The organism is Nocardia sp. CA-084685 (genome assembly GCF_050955785.1).
Classification (GTDB): domain Bacteria; phylum Actinomycetota; class Actinomycetes; order Mycobacteriales; family Mycobacteriaceae; genus Nocardia.
This window is the reverse complement of sequence record NZ_CP192094.1, coordinates 6,653,595-6,672,447: the sequence shown is the minus strand read 5'-3', so window position 1 is coordinate 6,672,447 and position 18,853 is coordinate 6,653,595. Positions and strand designations below refer to the sequence as shown.

Annotated in this window: 18 protein-coding genes; 10 read left to right on the top strand and 8 right to left on the bottom strand. The window is 66.4% G+C overall.

Annotated features, from left to right (window positions below; genetic code table 11):
- Window positions 1-118: 118 nt before the first annotated feature.
- The 4 genes from ACQP2U_RS29820 to ACQP2U_RS29805 are packed head-to-tail and all read right to left on the bottom strand — an operon-like array spanning window position 119 to window position 4,291.
- Window positions 119-883, bottom strand: coding sequence for an enoyl-CoA hydratase/isomerase family protein (locus tag ACQP2U_RS29820; RefSeq protein ID WP_397027920.1), 765 nt, complete (start codon window positions 881-883; stop codon window positions 119-121).
- Complete coding sequence (locus ACQP2U_RS29815; RefSeq protein ID WP_433710511.1) at window positions 876-1,973, bottom strand: acyl-CoA dehydrogenase family protein; 1,098 nt, start codon at window positions 1,971-1,973, stop codon at window positions 876-878. Before ACQP2U_RS29815 ends, ACQP2U_RS29820 begins: the two co-directional genes overlap by 8 nt.
- Window positions 1,960-2,862 (bottom strand): acyl-CoA dehydrogenase family protein, encoded by a 903-nt coding sequence (locus ACQP2U_RS29810; RefSeq protein ID WP_433710510.1) that lies wholly within the window; start codon window positions 2,860-2,862, stop codon window positions 1,960-1,962. The genes ACQP2U_RS29815 and ACQP2U_RS29810 overlap by 14 nt, the downstream gene beginning before the upstream one ends.
- Complete coding sequence (locus tag ACQP2U_RS29805) at window positions 2,840-4,291, bottom strand: class I adenylate-forming enzyme family protein (RefSeq protein WP_433710509.1); 1,452 nt, start codon at window positions 4,289-4,291, stop codon at window positions 2,840-2,842. Before ACQP2U_RS29805 ends, ACQP2U_RS29810 begins: the two co-directional genes overlap by 23 nt.
- 76 nt (window positions 4,292-4,367) lie before the next feature.
- Between ACQP2U_RS29805 and ACQP2U_RS29800 the strand changes: the two genes are divergently transcribed.
- Window positions 4,368-5,420 carry a 2Fe-2S iron-sulfur cluster-binding protein gene (locus tag ACQP2U_RS29800; protein ID WP_433710508.1) on the top strand — a complete coding sequence of 351 codons (1,053 nt, stop codon included), beginning with the start codon at window positions 4,368-4,370 and terminating at the stop codon, window positions 5,418-5,420.
- A 243-nt stretch (window positions 5,421-5,663) separates the two neighbouring features.
- On the opposite strand, the gene ACQP2U_RS29795 is transcribed toward ACQP2U_RS29800, so the two are convergent.
- Complete coding sequence (locus tag ACQP2U_RS29795; protein WP_433710507.1) at window positions 5,664-6,437, bottom strand: SDR family NAD(P)-dependent oxidoreductase; 774 nt, start codon at window positions 6,435-6,437, stop codon at window positions 5,664-5,666.
- Window positions 6,434-7,198 carry an SDR family NAD(P)-dependent oxidoreductase gene (locus tag ACQP2U_RS29790; protein ID WP_433710506.1) on the bottom strand — a complete coding sequence of 255 codons (765 nt, stop codon included), beginning with the start codon at window positions 7,196-7,198 and terminating at the stop codon, window positions 6,434-6,436. Before ACQP2U_RS29790 ends, ACQP2U_RS29795 begins: the two co-directional genes overlap by 4 nt.
- A 53-nt stretch (window positions 7,199-7,251) precedes the next feature.
- Between ACQP2U_RS29790 and ACQP2U_RS29785 the strand changes: the two genes are divergently transcribed.
- From ACQP2U_RS29785 to ACQP2U_RS29760, 6 genes are read left to right on the top strand one after another with little or no spacing between them, the layout of a single operon-like run.
- The gene (locus ACQP2U_RS29785; protein ID WP_433710505.1) at window positions 7,252-8,679 is read left to right on the top strand and encodes a class I adenylate-forming enzyme family protein; all 1,428 of its coding nucleotides are present in this window, start codon (window positions 7,252-7,254) and stop codon (window positions 8,677-8,679) included.
- Window positions 8,672-9,817, top strand: coding sequence for a thiolase family protein (locus ACQP2U_RS29780; protein ID WP_433710504.1), 1,146 nt, complete (start codon window positions 8,672-8,674; stop codon window positions 9,815-9,817). Before ACQP2U_RS29785 ends, ACQP2U_RS29780 begins: the two co-directional genes overlap by 8 nt.
- 3 nt (window positions 9,818-9,820) lie before the next feature.
- The gene (locus tag ACQP2U_RS29775; RefSeq protein ID WP_433710503.1) at window positions 9,821-10,729 is read left to right on the top strand and encodes an ArgK/MeaB family GTPase; all 909 of its coding nucleotides are present in this window, start codon (window positions 9,821-9,823) and stop codon (window positions 10,727-10,729) included.
- Window positions 10,730-10,740: 11 nt separating this feature from the next.
- Entirely contained in the window at window positions 10,741-11,157 is a 417-nt protein-coding gene (locus ACQP2U_RS29770) for a Zn-ribbon domain-containing OB-fold protein (RefSeq protein WP_433710502.1), read from the top strand.
- A 25-nt stretch (window positions 11,158-11,182) separates the two neighbouring features.
- A complete protein-coding gene (locus ACQP2U_RS29765; RefSeq protein ID WP_433710501.1) occupies window positions 11,183-12,325 on the top strand; it encodes a thiolase family protein in 1,143 nt (380 codons plus the stop codon).
- A 38-nt stretch (window positions 12,326-12,363) separates the two neighbouring features.
- Window positions 12,364-13,170: an SDR family NAD(P)-dependent oxidoreductase gene (locus tag ACQP2U_RS29760; protein ID WP_433710500.1), complete on the top strand. Its 807-nt coding sequence runs from the start codon at window positions 12,364-12,366 to the stop codon at window positions 13,168-13,170.
- A 742-nt stretch (window positions 13,171-13,912) separates the two neighbouring features.
- Here ACQP2U_RS29760 and ACQP2U_RS29755 read toward each other — a convergent pair.
- Together ACQP2U_RS29755 and ACQP2U_RS29750 are read right to left on the bottom strand one after the other, a co-directional pair.
- A complete protein-coding gene (locus ACQP2U_RS29755; RefSeq protein WP_433710499.1) occupies window positions 13,913-14,731 on the bottom strand; it encodes an acyl-CoA thioesterase in 819 nt (272 codons plus the stop codon).
- A 45-nt stretch (window positions 14,732-14,776) separates the two neighbouring features.
- Window positions 14,777-15,430, bottom strand: coding sequence for a TetR/AcrR family transcriptional regulator (locus ACQP2U_RS29750; RefSeq protein WP_433710498.1), 654 nt, complete (start codon window positions 15,428-15,430; stop codon window positions 14,777-14,779).
- A 176-nt stretch (window positions 15,431-15,606) separates the two neighbouring features.
- Between ACQP2U_RS29750 and ACQP2U_RS29745 the strand changes: the two genes are divergently transcribed.
- The 3 genes from ACQP2U_RS29745 to ACQP2U_RS29735 are packed head-to-tail and all read left to right on the top strand — an operon-like array spanning window position 15,607 to window position 18,558.
- Complete coding sequence (locus tag ACQP2U_RS29745; protein WP_433710497.1) at window positions 15,607-16,605, top strand: acyl-CoA dehydrogenase family protein; 999 nt, start codon at window positions 15,607-15,609, stop codon at window positions 16,603-16,605.
- Entirely contained in the window at window positions 16,589-17,764 is a 1,176-nt protein-coding gene (locus ACQP2U_RS29740) for an acyl-CoA dehydrogenase family protein (protein WP_433710496.1), read from the top strand. The genes ACQP2U_RS29745 and ACQP2U_RS29740 overlap by 17 nt, the downstream gene beginning before the upstream one ends.
- An 11-nt stretch (window positions 17,765-17,775) precedes the next feature.
- Window positions 17,776-18,558: an enoyl-CoA hydratase gene (locus tag ACQP2U_RS29735; protein ID WP_433710495.1), complete on the top strand. Its 783-nt coding sequence runs from the start codon at window positions 17,776-17,778 to the stop codon at window positions 18,556-18,558.
- The last annotated feature ends 295 nt before the right edge of the window (window positions 18,559-18,853 follow it).

Below are 18,853 nucleotides of genomic sequence, written 5' to 3'. Positions count from 1 at the left end.
CGTGCGCGGCACCTGAAAAGGTGCGCCGCGCGGTTTCGTTGGTCGCCAAGTGTGTTCGAGGCGGCGCGGGGCTGGGGGAGGGAAGTCCCGAGCAGCGAGTCGTCGGAGGCTCGCATATTCAGCGCTTGGCGGTCAATTTGGCGATATTGGCACGGAAGTCCGCACTCTGGAACGTCAGATCCTCGGCCGCCAGGGCGTAGTCGAGCGTTGCCAGCACGGCCCGCTCTAGTTGCAGGTTGAGCACGCGCTTAGTGCTTTCCACTGCCTGCTGCGGAAGTTCGAGCATCCGCTGAGCACATGCCATCGCCTCCGCGACGGGATCTTCGACGACGTGGTTGACCAGGCCCATCTCACGTGCTCTCGCGGCGGGGATGCGCGCACCGGTGATCGCGTATTCCTTGGCCAGCAGCAGACTCGTGTGTAGTGGCCAGGTGAGCGGGCCACCGTCGGCGGCGACCAAACCGACCTGCACGTGCGGATCGGCCAGATACGCGGTTTCGGCGATGTAGACCATATCGCTCAACGCGACAAGGCTGCAGCCGAGACCAACTGCCGGGCCGTTGACCGCGGCGATCACCGGGATCCGGCAGCGGGCCATGCCGAGCACGATGTCGCGGCCGTCGGCGATGGTCTTCGTGCGCAGCGCACTGTCGCGGCTGAGTTCTTCGAGGTAGGTGAAATCGCCGCCCGCGGAGAAGGCCCGGCCGGCGCCGGTCAGCACGGCTACGCGCGCCTGCGGGTCCGCGCTGAGCCGCGGCCACAAGCGGGCCAACCCGTTGTGCAGCGGATCGTTGACGGCGTTGAGGGCATCGGGCCGGTTCAGCGTGATGATTCGGACCGGTCCTTCGGCGCGGACATCGATTTCGGCTGGCATCTCATACATTTCGAACTCCCAATCCCAGGATGCGCGCGGCGATGATGTTCTTCTGTATCTGCGAGGTGCCGCCCATGACGCTCTGTGCGCGGCTGTAGAAGTAGGACCCGAGCAGTTCCGGATCGCGAGTACCGCCGACGGCCAGCGCCGCATGGCCTACCGACTGGTCGACCCAGGTCATGAGCAGCTTGTCCAGCGACCCGTCGGGCCCGTGGGTGACGCCGTCGAGTTGTTCGGAGAGCCGGCGCCGCACGTGCAGGCGCAGCATCTCGGTCTGCACCGCCGCCCAGGCGAGTTCCTCGGGCGCCTTGCCCTCGACACGAGCGGCCAACTGGCGCACCAGCTTTCCGTATCGCGCCGCGAATCCCAAAGTGGACGGCTCGCGTTCATGTCCGACGACCGTCATCGCCAGCTGCCAGCCCGCACCGGGCGCACCGACCAGTTGATCCGCGGGCACGATAGCCCCGTCGAATTCCACCTGACCGAATTCCCGGGTCACCCCGCTGATCATCCGCAGTGGCCGCTGCCGCACACCCGGTTGCTCCATCGAGATGATGAAGGCCGAAATACCTTTGTGCCGTGGCGCATTCGGATCGGTACGCGCCAACAGCAGGCACCAGTCGGCGACATCGGAATAGCTGGTCCAGATCTTGTGGCCGTTGACCACGTAGTGATCGCCCTCGCGCGTCGCGGTGGTCGTCAGCGCGGCCAGATCCGAACCGGCCCCTGGCTCGCTGAAGCCCTGGCACCAGCGCTCGGTGCCGTTGATCATGCCGGGCAGGAACCGTTGCCGCAGTTCCTTGCTCGCGTGCCGTCCGAGGCCAGCGACCAGATAACCGAGGCTGGGCCGCGGTGGCGCGCCCGCGATCGCCAACTCCTCGTCCAGGATGACGTCGTAGATCGGCGAGAGGTCGTGGCCACCGAATTCTCGCGGCCACGACAGTCCGAAGAATCCGGCCGCGTAGAGCGCCTGGTGCCATTCGCCCTGCCGCGCCCAATATTCATCACCCGAGGTCGGAAAGGTCCCGGCCACCTCGGCCAGCCAGGCGCGCAGGCGGGCCCGGAATTCGGCCTCCTGCGGTGCGTCACGAAAGTCCAAGGTCGATCTCCTCCAGGCTGACGGGGAACAATTCGGTCGAGGTCAGGGCCCGACGCAGGTAGACGTGCGCCAGGCACTCCCAGGTATTGCCGATGCCGCCGTGCACTTGAATCGCGGTCTCGCACACCGTCCGCGCGGCCCGCGCGCAATACAGCTTCGCGATCCGCGCCGCCCGCATCGACTCGGCATGTGGCAGTTCGTCGACCGACCAAGCCGCGTGGCGTGCGACGCTGATCGATCCCTCGATCAGGGCCTGGCTCTCGGCGAGCAGGTGTGCCACCGCTTGATACGAGCCGATTGTATTGCCGTACTGCGCACGGACTTTCGCGTATTCGACGGCTAGGGACTGTGCGCCGCGGGCGACGCCCACCAGATCCGCGGTGGTTGCCACCAGCGCCAATGCCTGCCACTGAGCCACGTGCTCGGCGGACAGTTCGCCGAGGACGTCGAATCGACCGGTGAGTTCCGCATCGACCCTGGTGAGATCGGCACCGGGCAGTTCGGCACCGACGCGGCCGACAAGCAGTTGGCCGTCGTCGATCACCAGCGCGCGGTCGGCGCTGTGCGCGTCGATCGCCCGGCCCGTCACCGCCATGGTCCAGCGGTGATCGTCGTCGGCCGGGCCGCGCAGATGGTCTGCCAGGACCGGCCCCAGGAACGGCACATCGACCAAACCGCGCCCGAACTCCTCGGCCACGATCGCCACCTCGACTCCGGAGGCGCCGTCCGAACGCAGCGCCCGCCAGCCGGTCTGGTCGACCGCCTTCTCCAGCCGGGTCACCCGCGCCGCGTCGTCGAGGTCGAGCACCGAACGGGGGCCGAGGTCATCGGCTAATTTCGCGGCGGCGTCGCGCAACTGTCGTTGTTCACTCGTGAGACGAACGTCCATACTGCTCCTTGAGAATTCGGCGCAACACCTTGCCGGAGGGCAGGCGCGGGATTTCGGGGACGAAAACCACGCGGCGCGGTCGCTTGTATCCGGCCAGCCGGTCGCCGACCAGTGCGATGAGTTCGTCGGCGGTGACGGTCGCGGTGCGGGTGACTGCCGCCACGATCGCCTCCCCGTCGGCGGCGTCGGCGATGCCGAACACCGCGCAGTCGCCCACCGCGGGATGTCCGTGCAGCACGGCCTCGATTTCGGCGGGTGCCACCTGGAAGCCGCGGACCTTGATCATTTCCTTGGATCGGTCGGTCAGCTGGACCCAGCCTTCGGCGTCGATTCGGCCGATATCACCGGTCCGGTACCAGCCGTCGTCGAAGGCGTCGCCGGTCGCCTCGGCCGGTAGATAACCGGCCATCAGCGACGGCGACCGCGCCTGGATTTCACCGATCTCACCTGGACCCAAAGGTTCCCCGGTCGCCGTCGACACCACCCGCAGTTGCACGTCCGGCGCTGCTTTTCCAACGCTGTCGTACCGCACATCCCCGATCGGACTGCACGCGATGACCGGCAGCTCGGTGGTTCCGTATGCGGGCAGCCAACCGACACCGGTTCGGGCGGTGACGGTTTCGGCGACTGCGGCGGTGACCGGCGTCGCACCCCACATGATGTGGCGCAGCGAGGACAGGTCATAGGACTCGAGCTCGGGATGCGCGGCCATTGCCAAAGCGATGGGCGCGACGGCCATTTCGATGGTGATCCGGTCCTCGGCGATGCACTGCAGCATCCGTTCCAGATCGAAGCGCCGGTGCAGCCGCATCCAGGCGCCCGCTGCCAAGACGGTCACGATATTGAGCAGCCCCAGGATGTGCGAGGGCGGCGTGACGATCTGCAAGCGGTCGTAAGAGTTCAACTCCAGCACCTGGGTCCACTGCCGCACCGCCGCGGCGAGCGAGGCGTGGGTGTGCCGCACCGCCTTCGGCAATCCGGTAGTGCCCGAACTGAATACGAGCACCGCGTCGGATTCCGGATCGGGTCGCCCGAACGTGCGCGTCAGCGGGGTGATCGGGTCATCGAGGTGACGGGTCGGCAGCAGCTCGGCCAATATCGGCGAATCGCCCAGTCCGTACACCGGTTCGGTCAGCGCCAGCGCATATTCGACCTCGGCACGTTTCCAGGCCGGACTGATCAGGACCGGTGTAGCGCCCAACTGCCACGTCGCCAGCACGGCGACGACGAATTCCGGCCGGTTCGACGACATCAGCGCGACGCGATGCCCGGCGCGCACACCCCGCCCTGCCAATTCCACGGCCAGACCAGCGGCCAGCCGGTCGAGCTGCCCGTGCGTGTATTCGCGGTACTCGAAGGCCAGTGCGACCGGTTCGGTGCGCACGGTCGCGGCAGGGGCGGCACCGCGGTGGCTGTCGTTCGACCCCATTTGAGAAGATCCCGTCTCGTTGGAGAGAATACAATTCTCTTTGTACTAGAATCTTAATACCAGGAGGAGGCAGTTCATGGCGAGACCCCCGTTGTTCCAGCGCGCGACCGTAACGCGGATCGTTAAAGAGAGCGCCGACGCGCGCACGTACGTGCTCGCCCCCCATGACGGGCCGATCGCTTATCAATCCGGGCAGTTCTGCACGTTCCGAGTACACGTGGACGGTAAGGACCTGTTCCGCTCCTACTCGATGTCGAGTGCGCCGGAAACCGACCGTGAACTGATGACCACGGTCAAGCGGGTGCCCGGCGGACAGGTCTCGAACTGGCTGCACGACAATGTGGTCGAGGGCGACGAATTGGAGCTGACCAGGGCGGCAGGCCGATTCTGCTTACGACCCACCGAAGTACCGCTGCTCGGTTTCAGCGGCGGCAGCGGCATCACGCCGATCCTGTCGCTGGCCAAAAGCGCGCTGGCGAGCACCTCTAGGAGGGTGCGGCTGCTCTGCGCTGATCGCGATCGCGAGTCGGTGATCTTCGAGGCCGTGCTCGCGGAGTTGGTCGACCGCTATCCGGGGCGGCTCGAGGTGATCCGTCACCTCGATGCCGACGTGGGCTTCCTGACTCCCGACGCGATCCGCGATTTCGTCGGAGGGGACGGCAGCGGCGACAGTTATGTCTGCGGACCCGAGGCCTTCATGGAGATGGTCGAGAGTGCGGTGCTCGGACCGGGGCTGGTGTTCAGCGAGCGATTCGGCGCACCGGCTCCGGTGCTGCCCGGAGCCGTCGAAACCCCCACGGCCACAACCCGCGTCGGGACCGTCGAAACGCCCACCGTCACCCCTGGCGCGACCACTGACAACACCGTGACGATCATCCTCAACGGCAAGAAGAAATCGGTTCCACGCAAGGACGGCGAAACACTACTCGACAGCGCCCGCCGCGCCGGTCTCACGCCCCCGTTCTCCTGCGAAGCCGGTAACTGCGCCACCTGCATGGCCAAGGTGACGAAAGGCCATGCCACCCTGCGGCGCAACGACGCCCTGACCGACGACGAACTCGCCGAGGGGTATGTCCTCACTTGCCAGGCCGTACCCGACACGGACTCCATCACCGTCGACTACGAATGAGCGCTACGCACGCCCGCGCCGCCGACATTCGCCCGAAGGGGGCCTGCCGATCCGGATCGACTGCATCGTGGGTTCAACGCATATATCTGGGGCACATCATGCGTTTGGCGCGGTTCATGCCATATGGGCCATGGCGCCGATGCTTCGCCTATCTGTCGGCTGTCAGCATGTATCTCGGCCACCTGGGCCGATGGTGACCGGAGAGCCCCGAAGACCGCCCGTCTTCGGGGCTTCCCGCGCCGATCATCCCCTCGGGATCAGCACTTCCGAGCGCTGCACCGTGCCGGTGATCCCGGCCGCATCCTCGCCCGCCAACAGCACGGCGGCACGGGCGATCGTTTCCGGTGGCTCGACCATGTTCGGTGGAATTTCCTGGCCACCGCCGCCGGCTTGCCAGCCTTCGGTCAGTACGACCCGGGTCGGGCTCAGGCAGTTGACCGCGATGTTGTCGTCCTTCAGTTCCGCGGCCAGGCCGAGATAGAGGCGTTCGACGGCGGCCTTGGATACCCAGTACGCATTGGCGCCGCGGATCATATCCACGCCGGTGGTGGTGATCGCGATGAGTGAGCCACGGCCGCGGGCTTTCAGATGCGGTATGACGGCCTTGGTCGTGAGGAAGACGCCGGTCAGATTGACATTCATGCACAGCTGCCAGCGCTCGAGTGGTGTGGTCTCGATCGGGCCCAACCACATCACGCCCGCGTTGGCGACCAGGATATCGATGCCGCCGAATTCGGAAACCGTTGTGGCCACCGCGTTTTCGACCGACTCCTCGTTGGTGACATCGCACACCACGGGCAGTGCCGTTCCGCCCGCGGCAGTGATCCGGTCGGCGACCGATCCGATGGTGCCCGGCAGCTTGCCCTCGGTTTCCGAGCGCGCGGCGACGGCCACCGCCGCACCGGCACCGGCCAGTCCGGCGGCTATCGCCGCGCCGATGCCGCGACTGGCGCCGGCGACGAATGCGACCTTGCCGCTGAGTGTTTCGCCCGAACCGGGGTACGGTCGCCCGTTCATTTCGGTGGGAAGCGCAGCGCGCCGTCGAGTCGGATGATCTCACCGTTGAGGTAGTCGTTCTCGATGATCGACTGAGCCAACTGTGCGTATTCGACCGAGCGGCCCATCCGCTTGGGGAAGGGCACCTGGGGTCCCCAGTAGCCCTCCAACTGGTCGGCGGCCTTGCCGTAGGCGGGCGTATTGACCGTGCCCGGTGCGATGGTGACCACCCGGATGCCGAGCGGGGACAGGTCACGGGCCGCCACCAGAGTCATGCCGATGACGCCCCCCTTGGCCGCCGAGTAGGGGAGCTGGCCGATCTGGCCCTCGTACCCCGCGATCGAGGCGGTGTTCACGATGACGCCGCGGGCGCCCTCGTCCAGCGCCTCCGTTTTGGCGATGGCCGCGGCCGACAGGCGCAGCACATTGAATACTGCGGTCAGATAGAACTCGATGGTGGTGCGGAAACCGTCGAGTGCCAGTGGCGACCCGTCCTTGCCCACCAGGCGGCCACCGGTGGCCGGGCCACCGTGGGTGTCGACCGAAATGCGGAGCGGTCCAAGGGATTCCGCCTCGGCAATGGCGGCGAGCATCGCCTCCTCACTGGTCGCGTCGGTGTGCACGTAGCGGATGCCGAGTTCTTTCTCGAGTTCCTTGCCCTTGTCGTCGGCGACATCGGCGACCACCACCTTCGCTCCGGCGGCGTGCAGGCGACGCACGGTGGCCTCGCCGAGTCCACCGGTGCCGCCGACGACGATGGCAGCGCTCCCACTGATCTGCATATCGCAATCCTCTCTTGCAACTAACACTCTCCTATGGAGAGAATAATGTTCTCATGAATATCAGCATGATCCTAGACATGGCCGCATCGGCGGGCGATCGGACCGTGATCACGGTCGGCGATCGCTCGCTGACCGCCGCCGCCCTGCTCGGCAATGCGCGTCGCGCGGCCGTCCGGTTCCAGCGGCACCCCGCGGTGCTGTTTCTGGGGGCGAATCACCTGGCCTATCCGGTCGCGCTCTTCGGAGCGGCGCTGGCCGGGGTGCCATTCGTGCCGCTGAACTATCGACTCGGCGAACAGCAGTTGGCCACGTTGCTGGATCGTCATCCGGGGGCGCTGGTGTTGCGGCCCGAGGACCTCGACGCCTTGGTTCAGGAGGGCGACGATGTGGCTGAACTCGAGGTGCCATGGGATGGCGATGCGGTCGCCGCGATCATCTACACCAGCGGCACCACCTCCGCACCGAAGGCGGCGCTGCTGCGGCATCGGCATCTGATGGCCTACCTGCTGAACACGGTCGAGTTCGGCGCCGCGGAAGAGACGGATGCGGCGCTGGTATCGGTGCCGCCCTATCACATCGCGGGCCTGACAAATCTGCTGTCGAATCTCTACTCCGGCCGCCGCGTGGTCTATCTCGCCGCGTTCGACGCGTCCGGCTGGCTGGAAACCGTTCGGCGCGAACGAATCACCCACGCCATGCTGGTGCCGACCATGTTGGCGCGCATCGTCGCAGCCGTCGACGGCGCTGACGCGGGTGTCCCGACGCTGGCGAGCCTCGCCTACGGCGGCTCGCGCACGCCGCGCCCGGTGCTCGAGCACGCGCTGCGGGTGTTCCCGGATACCGGCTTCGTCAATGCGTACGGACTCACCGAGACCGCATCCTCGATCGCGGTACTCGGACCCGACGATCACCGCGCGGCCTTCGGCTCCGACGATCCGGCCGCCCGCGATCGACTCGGCTCGGTGGGGCAGCCGCTACCCGGGATCGAGATCCAGATCCGCGCGGAATCGGGTGAGCCGGCCATGGCGGGGGAGGTCGGGCTGGTATTCGTGCGCGGCGAGCAGATCTCCGGTGAATACGGCGCCCGCAGCGCGCTCGATGACGAAGGTTGGTTTCCCACAAGGGATCTGGGCCGCCTAGACGCCGATGGCTATCTGTTCATCGAGGGACGCGCCGACGACACCATCATCCGCGGCGGCGAGAACATCGCACCCGCCGAGATCGAGGACGTGCTGCTGGAATATCCGGGTATCACCGAAGCCGCGGTGATCGGGGTGCCGGATCCGGAGTGGGGGCAGCGCCTGGTCGCGGTGCTCGTCGGAGTCGGCGAGCCGGAGGAGATCAAACAGTGGGTCCGCACACGGCTGCGGTCGTCCAAGACGCCCGACACCATCGTGTTCCGCCGCGAACTGCCCAAGACCGAAACCGGAAAACTGCTGCGCCGCAACCTCGTCACCGAAATGGAGAACACCAATGCCTGAAGCTGTCATCGTGTCCGCCCTGCGCGCTCCGATCGGAACCGCCCGCAAGGGCACGCTGCGCGATACCAATGCCTTCGACCTGGCCAAGCATGTGGTGGCCGCGGCCGCCGATGGGCTCGACCCGGCACGTATCGATGACGTCGTTCTCGGCGAGGGCCGCTACGGCGGCGGCGTACTGGCTCGGCACGCGGCGATCACCGCTGGACTGACCAATGTCGCCGGTGTGGCGCACAACCGGCACTGCGCAGCGGGCATGGCCGCCGTGCAGACCGCGGCCGCCGGTATCCGTGCGGGGATGGACGAACTCGTCATCGCCGGTGGCGTGAATTCCGAATCCACCTCGCCGCGTGTACGTTTCCGGGTCGGCGCGGACGAATGGATCGACCCGTGGGTCGCGCCGAGCCATCCGGACCGGCCGGACGCGCCCTGCCTGGACATGTCGATCACGGTCGGGTGGAACACGGCGGTGGCGTCCGGAATCTCGCGCGCGGAGATGGATGCGTGGGCGTTGCGCTCGCACCGCAATGCCATCGCCGCCATCGACGAGGGCCGGCTCGAGGAGGAGATCGTGCCGATCGACACTCCGCACGGACTGTTCGCGGTCGATGAGCACCCGCGCAGGGACACCAGTCTGGAAAAGCTGGCCGGATTGAAGGTGCTGCACCCGGAGATCGAGGGCTTCAGCATCACCGCGGGCAATGCGTCAGGCTCCAATGACGGTGCCGCGGCCTTGGCCATTGCCAGTGACCGGCTCGGATTGCCCGCACTCGGCATCATCCGCGGGTGGGCCTCGGTCGGCGTCGATCCGCACGACACCGGGCTGGCACCGATCGAGGCGATCACCAAGGCCGTCGCGCGGGCCGGTATTTCGCTGTCGCAGGTGAGTCTGTACGAGATCAACGAGGCGTTCGCCTCGGTGCCGATCGCGGCGACCAAGGCGCTCGATATCGATCCCGATCGAGTCAACTTCAGCGGCAGCGGCTGCTCGCTCGGCCATCCGGTCGCCGCAACCGGCGCCAGGATGATCGTCACACTGGTGCACGAATTGCGTCGTCGTGGTGGCGGTTTCGGAATCGCGGCACTGTGCGCGGGTGGCGGGATGGGATCGGCCACCGTCATCGAGGTTCCGGCCCCCTAGCACGTGGGCACTATTGCGGAGCTCATCGCCGCCGCGCGGGCCGGATCGGTGCGGGCGGCGGGGCGGTTGCTGAGCGCGGTCGAGGGACCACAGCGCGCCGAGGTGCTCGCATTGCTCGACGCGGTCCCGGTTCGGGTCATCGGAGTCACCGGGCCGCCGGGCGCGGGGAAGTCGACCACGATTGCGGCGCTGGTCGCCGCCTACCGCGAGCAGGGCCTGCGGGTGGCGGTGCTCGCGGTCGATCCGTCCTCGCCGTACAGCGGCGGTGCGTTGCTCGGTGATCGAATTCGGATGGCGCAGCACATCAATGATCCCGATGTGCTGATCCGCTCGGTGGCCACGCGCGGACACCTGGGCGGTCTCGCGGCCGCGGTGCCCGCCGCCATCCAATTGCTCGGCGCGCTCGGCCATGAGCTGATCCTGCTCGAAACCGTCGGTGTCGGGCAGTCCGAAATCGAGATCGCCGCGATCGCCGACCCCACCCTGGTGATTCTGAATCCCGGTGCGGGAGACGCGATTCAGGCCGCGAAAGCGGGTCTGCTCGAGGTCGCCGACATCCTGGTCGTCAACAAGGCCGACCGGGAAGGCGCCGACCAGACGGTACGGGACCTGCATCAGGAGTCGGCCGCCCCGATCCTCGCCCTGGTCGCAGCCAAGGGCGTCGGGATCACCGAGCTGGTGGCCGCGATCGACGCGCACCACCGCGCCGACACTCTCGCCCGGCGGACCGCGCGGGCACGCGCGCAGATCCTGTCGCTGGCACAGACCCGCTTGCGGACCGATCCGGCGTTGGCGGCATTGGCGGGCTCGGTCGCGGCCGGACGGCTGGACGCCTACACCGCGGCGGAGCGACTGGTTCGCATTTCGCCGGAAATAGCGTATACATCTAATGAGAATGACATTTCCACCTGATGGAGGACGGCATGGCAAAGGCTCTCGCGCCCGATGTCTCGACGTGGCCGGCGCAGAACCCGCAGTTGATCGGCAGCCGCTGCGCCGCATGCAGCGCGGTCACCTGGCCCCGACAACCGCGCTGCCCCAGGTGCAGCGGCCCGGATATGTCCGAACGGCTGCTGCCCCGACGCGGCACGCTCGTGGCCTGGACCACCCAGGGCTTCGTCCCCAAACTGCCGTACGCGGGCAAGGAGTCGGCCGAGAACTTCGAGCCGTTCGGGATCGGTCTGGTCCAACTGGGCGATGATGTGCGGGTGGAGGCCCGGCTAACCGTGGCCGATCCGGCCGAGCTGCGCTTCGGGATGGATGTCGAGCTGGCCTTCGTCCCCCTGTATGTCGACGACGACGGAAACGACGTCGTCACTGTCGCTTTCGCACCGGCCTGACGTACGGCTACCGAGGAGAAATGACATGAACGACGTTGCCATTATCGGCGTCGGCCTGCACCCGTTCGGCCGCTTCGCCAAGTCGGCCATCGAAATGGGCGCCGACGCAATCCAATTGGCGCTCACCGACGCCGGTGTCGAATGGAAGGACATCCAGTTCGGCTTCGGCGGCAGTTATGAGGTCAGCAATCCCGATGCCGTGACCCGGCTCGTCGGGCTCACCGGAATCCCGTTCACCAATGTGTTCAATGCCTGTGCCACCGCGGCGAGTTCGATCGAACAGACCGCGGAGGCGATCCGGTCCGGACGATACGACATCGGCATCGCGGTCGGCATGGACAAACATCCCCGCGGCGCGTTCACCGACGATCCGGCCAAGCTCGGGTTGCCCGCTTGGTATGCGGAGAACGGACAGTTCGTCACCACCCAGTTCTTCGGGATCAAGGCGAACCGCTACATCCACGAGCACGGCATCTCCCAGCGCACCCTGGCCAAGGTCGCCGCCAAGAATTTCCGCAATGGCGCGCTCAATCCGAACGCCTTCCGGCGCAAGCCGATTCCGGAAGACCAGATCCTGAACTCGACGATGCTGAACTATCCGTTGACGCAGTTCATGTTCTGCTCGCCCGACGAGGGTGCCGCGGCCGTGATCATGTGCCGCGGAGATATCGCGCACCGCTACACCAGCAATCCGGTATACCTGCGCTCGACCGCGATCCGCACGCGGCGCTACGGCGCGTACGAGGTGCACAGCACCTGGGCGGCGATCGATGAGGACGTCTCGCCCACGGTGTACGCATCCAGAGCCGCCTTCGAGGCGGCCGGAATCGGGCCCGAGGATGTCGACGTGATCCAACTCCAGGACACCGACGCGGGCGCGGAGGTGATCCATATGGCCGAGAACGGTTTCTGCGCCGACGGCGACCAGGAGAAGTTGCTCGCCGAGGGCGCGACCGAGATCGGCGGACGCCTGCCGGTGAACACCGATGGCGGCCTCATCGCCAATGGCGAGCCCATCGGCGCCTCCGGTATCCGGCAGGTCTACGAACTGGTGCTGCAATTGCGCGGCCAGGCGGGCGAGCGTCAAGTGCCGGGTAATCCCCGAGTCGGCTATGCCCAGGTCTATGGGGCACCCGGTACCGCGGCGGCATCGGTTCTCAGCCTCTGACAGCGTTTCGACCCCACCCGGCAAGGAGGAGTAGCCCGATGCTGATACGTGAGGGACAGGTCGCCGTGATCACCGGCGGTGCGAGCGGCATCGGCTACGGCCTGGCCGAGGCGCTCGCCGCGCGCGGCGTACGGCTGGTCATCTCCGATATCCGTGAGGACGGCCTGATCGCGGCGGCGGCAGCATTGCGCGACGCCGAGGTCACGGCCGTGGTGGCCGATGTGAGCGATGAGACGTCGGTGCGCGCGCTGGCCGAGCGCACCATGGATGCCTACGGCCGGGTGGATCTGGTCTGCAATAACGCCGGTGTGGTGTGCCCGGCCGCGCCGCTGTGGGAGCAGGACGCGGCCACCTGGCAGCGAATGATCGGGGTCAAGATTCTCGGTGTCGTCCACGGCGTCAAGGCATTCGCGCCGTTGCTCATCGCCCAGGGCACTGGGCATTTCCTCAACACCGCCTCCTCCGGCGGCCTGGCACCGCTGCCCGGTCGCACGCCCTACACCGGCACTATGCACGCGGTAGTCGGTCTGACCGAAACGCTCGACCTCGAGCTCGAGGAGGCAGCCCCCGGGCTTGGCGCGACCGTGCTGTGCCCGGGACTGGTCGACACGCCGCTCGGGCAGAACTCCGCCGCGCTTGGCGCGATCGAACTACCGGCGGGCGCGACCCCGTCGATGCGCAGCCTCGCTGCCACCCGCGGCGGAATCCTATCCCCGCGTGAGGTCGCCGAGTCCGCGCTCGCCGCGATCGAAGCGGGCCGTGTCCACGTGGCTCCCGGCGACGGCGTGGCCGCCCGAGCGAGGGCACGGGTGGACTCGCTGCTGGCCGACATCACCGCCGCCTGACCGCGAATAGCCACTGCTGCAACACGTGCGGGCCGCCACCACTGCTCGTTGACCGCAGCGCAATGTGCAGGCATCACTGTGCCCGGTTTGCCGAATTAGTCACTGCAGCAACAGATATCACGGGCGCCCGACAACGGATCAGCCGTGTGCAGCTGTGATGTGCTCAGCCGAGCGTGACCGCGATGCGCACAATCACTGTTGCCTGTCCGCGAACTATCCACTGCGGTAATAAAACGCGTGGGCTCGACTACCGCTCAGCCGAGTGCGGCCACGAGGTACTCAGCCGAGCAGGGCCACAATGTGGCATCGCCGGTCGCTTGGCGCGCGAACTAGGGACCGCGGCAATAATTCGCATGGGCTCGACTACCGCCCAGCCGAGTGCGGCCACGAGGTACTCAGCCGAGCAGGGCCACAATGTGGCATCGCCGGTCGCCTGGCGCGCGAACTAGCGACTGCCGCAATAGATATCACGGAGCACGACAACGGCTCAGCCGAGTACGGCCGCGATATGCGGTAAGTCGAGCGTCGACCGAATCCCGGGCTCGGCGGCGCACACCGAGGGGATCGCATTGCCACCTTGTCCGCGCTGTGCACGAACAGGCCGACCAACTCCATCCGCGGATGTTCGACCACACCGCGCAGAGCGCGCGCGCCGATGGTGCCGGTGGCCCACTGCGCCACCCGGTGCTTGCGGTTTTCCTCGGCAGATCTGTCGATCACCATTCGATTCACGACCACTTCTTCACCCGACCTCGGAGGGGAAGCGCACCATGGCTTCCTGCGCGTACGAGGCGACCAATCGACCGTTCTCGGTCAGCACATCGCCGCGGCCGAAACAGCGGCTGCCCGCCATGAGCGGGCTGTGCTGACGCAGCAGCAGCCACTCGTCGGTACGGAACGGTCGATGGAACCAGATGCTGTGCGAGGTCACCGCCGAATGGAATGCGGTGCCGTTACCGCGCTGGCACACACCCTCGATCGGCCGCAGCGCCGTGCCGATGAGGTTCAGATCGGTCGCGTAGGCGGTGATCGCCGCGGCCAGTCGCGTATCGACATCCGGTGTGCGCATCCAGAACTCGAATTCGGATGGGGCGGAGGCGGTGTCGTCGAGATCGACCGCGGACCGGGTTTCCCAGGGCAGCAAGTCCCACGTCACCTTGTGCTCGGCACTCAGCAGCGCGGGCACGGCGGGCACGCTCTGATGCTCCGGCCCCGCCGCCTCCGTGTGCAGCGATACCGATGCGGTGGCCACGACCCCGTAGCTCTGCTCGGCGACGATGGTCACGGTGGCGAAGGAGCGGCCCTCGTGATGCCGGCGCACCCGATAGCGGATCGGCTCATCGGTCCTGCCCTCGCGCGGGAACAGTGCGTGCAGTGACTTGACCGATTTGTCTGGACACGTCAGATCGGCCGCGCGGATGAACTGGCCGAGTAATTGCCCACCGAAGACGCGATAGTACTCGAGCTGCTGATTGCGTCCCTCGAAGACGGATTCGTCGTCGAGGGACTGCCGAGCGGTCAGGTCGAGACAGCCGAGAAGATCATTCCAGAGGTCGGGCATACTCCCGAGTGTAAGTGAAACTCTCTCTCGCTGAGAACGATATTCTCACTCCTTGGTGAAGCCGTGCGCGCAGAAGTTCCAGACCTCGGTCGCGGTGATCGGATGCACGGTCTCCTCATCGGTGCCACCGGTGGACTGTGCGATGAACATGACCGTCTGCATGACCATCGCCCCGGTCCGTCGCGGATTCGCGTCCGAACGCAGCTGATCGGCGTCTTTGGCCTGCTCCATCAGCTCGGTGAACAGCGTGAGCAGCGGTGCGTGCGCGACCTTGACCTGCGCCGGATGGGTGACGAGCAGCTGTGGCGCGAAGTCGGTGAACAGCGGGCGCTGTGCGGCCGGATCGGGCCGGGACAACTCGAACAGCAACTCGACGGTGACTCGCAGTCGCTCCAGCGGGTCGGCCTTGGCGTCGGCGGCGGCGCGCAGTTGGTCGGCGGTGCGCACGAGCGCGTCTTCGAAAAGGGCGAGGAGTAGTTCGTGCTTGCCGTCGAACTGCAGATAGAAGCTCCGCAGCGATTGACGTGAACGATCGACGACTTCCTGCACAGTGAAGTCGGTGCTGCCCTTCTCGGTGATGATGGCCTGCGCCGCGTCGAGGAAACGCTGAACGCGCTGTTCGGCGCGCAGTTTCGCGGTTCGTAACGAGCGCTCGACGGCGCGCTGCTTCCAGGCTGGCTCTTCGCTCGGGCTGGTCACCGGCGCTCCGGTCCTCGGTCATATAGAGAGAACATGGATGCACTGTACCGGAGAACGTGGTGTCTCCGTGTTGGCTGGACGCAGTGTCAGTGAACAAAGATGAGACTATTACTTTCCGTATCCGAGAATGTTATTCTCGGATACGAGTGTGTCGGAGTGACAAGGAGGCAGGCCGGATGCTTTTGGAGTTCGACTCCGATCAACTGCTGTGGCAGCAAACCGTCCGTGAGGTGGTCGCCAAGCAGTGCCCGCCGACGCTGATCCGCGAGGTGGCCGATAAGGGCGCGGATTCGGAGGGGCTGTGGCGCACCTATGTCGAACTGGGATGGACGGAGCTGACCGACCCGGCCGACGCGGTGGAACTGGCAATCGTGCTCGAGGAGTTGGGTCGGGCCACCGACCCGACCCCCTATCTCGCTACCATGACCCAATTCACCCCTCTCGCACCGGATTTCGTACGTTCAGGGGAACCGGGTGCCGCGGTGTACGACGGGGTGTCGGCAGTGCGTGACCGGGATGGCTGGCTGCTGAGCGGCACCGCGCGTCATGTGCTCGACGGCGATCGCGCGCGGCAGTTGGCTGTGGTGACCGAGGCCGGCGTCTTCGTGGTGCCCGCCGCCGACGTGACCGTGCGGCGGGCGACCGTGTTCGATCCGGTACTGCACCTGGCAGAGGTGAGCTTTGCCGATGTGCGGGTGACCGACGATCGCTACCTGCGTGTCGATCCGAACCCCGCACGCCACCTGGCCATGACGGGACTGGCGCTGACCATGGTCGGCGCATGTCGACGGGTATTGGACATGGTGCTCGAACATGTGCGCACCCGACAGCAGTTCGGCGTGCCGATCGGCTCGTTCCAGGCGGTCAAACACAAGGCGGCCGATATGCATATCGCGATCGAAAGAGCCCGCGCCCTCGCGTATTTCGCGGCGATGACGATCCGGGAGAACGATCCGCGGCGGCGGCTGGCGGCGTCGATGGCCAAGGCCGCGGCGGGTGAATGCCAGTCGCAGGTATTCGGTCGGGGCATGCAGTTATTCGGCGCCATGAGCTTTACCTGGGAAAACGACCTGCAGTTCGCGCTCAAGCGGGCCAAAGCCGGTGAGCTGCTGCTCGGCGGCGCGGCCGAGCACCGGGCGCTGATCGCCGAGGAGTACCGTGCGTCTGACTTTTGATACCGAGGTCGAGGAGTTCCGGGCCGAATTCATCGCCTTCCTCACCGAATTCATGCCCGATGAGGCGGTGGCCGCCCAGGATCGCCCGATATCCAGTGCGGAGGTTCCGCCCTGGGCACGGGAATGGCAGCGGCTGCAGTTCGACCACGGCTGGTTGCTGCCCGGCAACGCACCGGAATTCGGCGGCCGCAATGCCGGAATCCTGCAGCAGTACGTGCATTTGGAGGAGCTGTCCAAGCGGCGCATTTATCACAGCTTCAATCCGCAGGGGCTCGGCATCATCGCCGCCTCGCTATTGTCGTTCGGCAGCGCGGAGCAGAAGAAGCAGTGGGCGGTAAGGATTTTGCGTGCCGAGATCACCGCGGCGCTCGGCATGAGCGAACCGGGTGCGGGCTCGGACCTGGCCGGGCTGCGCACCCGGGCCGTGCGCGACGGCGATTATTTCGTGGTCAACGGGCAGAAGGTATGGACCTCCGGCGCGCACGACGCCGACGTACTGCTCACCTTCGTGCGCACCGATCCGGATGCGCCCAAGCACAAGGGAATCAGCGTGCTGCTGATCCCCACCGACACTCCGGGCGTAACCCGGCGACCGTTCGCCTCCATCTGTGGGCCGCACGATCTGGACTTCAACGAGGTGTTCTTCTCCGACGTCCGGGTGCCCGCGGAAAATCTGGTCGGCCCGCTGCACGGCGGCTGGGGCGTGGCCAATGGTTCGCTCGGACATGAGCGCACCCTGCTGTGGCTCAGTTTCGCCGACCGGCTGCAGGAGCTGATCGAGGACTTCCATCCGCGCACCGTCATCGATCGCGACCGTTACGCGACGCTGGTCATGGATGCCCAGGCACTGCGGTTGCTCGGTTCGGCGGCGCTGGCGCGCGAGGCGCGAGGTCAACAGGATGTGGCCGCGCTGTCGGTGCTGAAACTGCTCGGTTCGGAGGCGGTGCAGAACGGTGCGGAACAGGCGCTGTCCGCGCAGGGGGCCGAGGGCCTGATCCATCCGGCGATGACCGCGCCGTTCAACCCGCTGAACAACGACAATTTCATCAGCAGTTGGTTCGAGCGGTATGTCCGCAGCTTCGCCGGAACCATTGCCGGCGGCACTTCCGAAATTCAGCGCAATATCGTCGCCGAGCGGGTGCTCGGACTGCCCAGGTAGCGGAGTTCGCCATGCACATCCTGTACGCCGTCGCCGATAAGATCGCGACCATCACCCTGAATCGTCCCGAGGTCGCGAACGCCCAAAACGGTGAACTGCTGGACGAACTCGATGCGGCCTGGGCGCGGGCGGCGGCCGATGACGATGTGTCGGTGATCGTTTTGCGGGCCGAAGGCAAGCATTTCTCCTCCGGTCATGATCTGCGCTCGGGCGGGCCGCTTCCGGACAAGATCACCCTGGACATGATCTACAACGTCGAATCGCGCCGCTATCTGGAATATTCGCTGCGCTGGCGAAATGTGCCGAAACCCTCCATCGCCGCGGTGCAGGGCCGCTGTATCTCCGGTGGACTGCTGCTGTGCTGGCCGTGCGACCTGATCGTCGCCGCCGAGGACGCCCTCTTCTCCGATCCGGTCGTACTGATGGGTATCGGCGGCGTCGAATATCATGGGCACACTTGGGAATTGGGGCCCCGCAAGGCCAAGGAGATCCTGTTCACCGGGCGCCCGGTCACCGCGCGCGAGGCCGAGCAGGTCGGCATGGTGAACAAGGTGGTGCCGCGCACCGAGTTGGATGCGCAGACCACCGCGCTGGCCACCCAGATCGCCAAAATGCCGCCGTTCGGACTGCGTCAGGCCAAGCGCGCGGTGAATCAAACGCTGGACGTCCAGGGCTTCTACGCCGCCATCCAGTCCGTCTTCGACGTGCACCAGACCGGTCACGGCAATGCCCTCAGCCACGCCGGGCTGCCGATTCTGGCGTATCTGGACGAGATGAAGCAAAAGATGCAGTAGGTCGACTGCGGCGTGTGCGCGTGACGGCGACCTGGGAGCTGATTCTGGTTGTGGCGGAATGGCTTTTCGCCGAATGCGGATGGTAGCGGTGTCGAATCGGCAGACAACCGAGGCGGCGAGCACTCGGCGGCGAGAACGATCTCTCGCTTGCCGATCTGGTGGCGTTGCTACCAGACGCTTGCTATCAGATCGAGCAAGAGCGGAGCAATGGCCGGGCTCGCCGCGATGGTACCTGCCGCAGTCAGGCTGTGCGGGGCCGCCATCGGAATCGGTTACGACAGCGCCACCTTCGCGT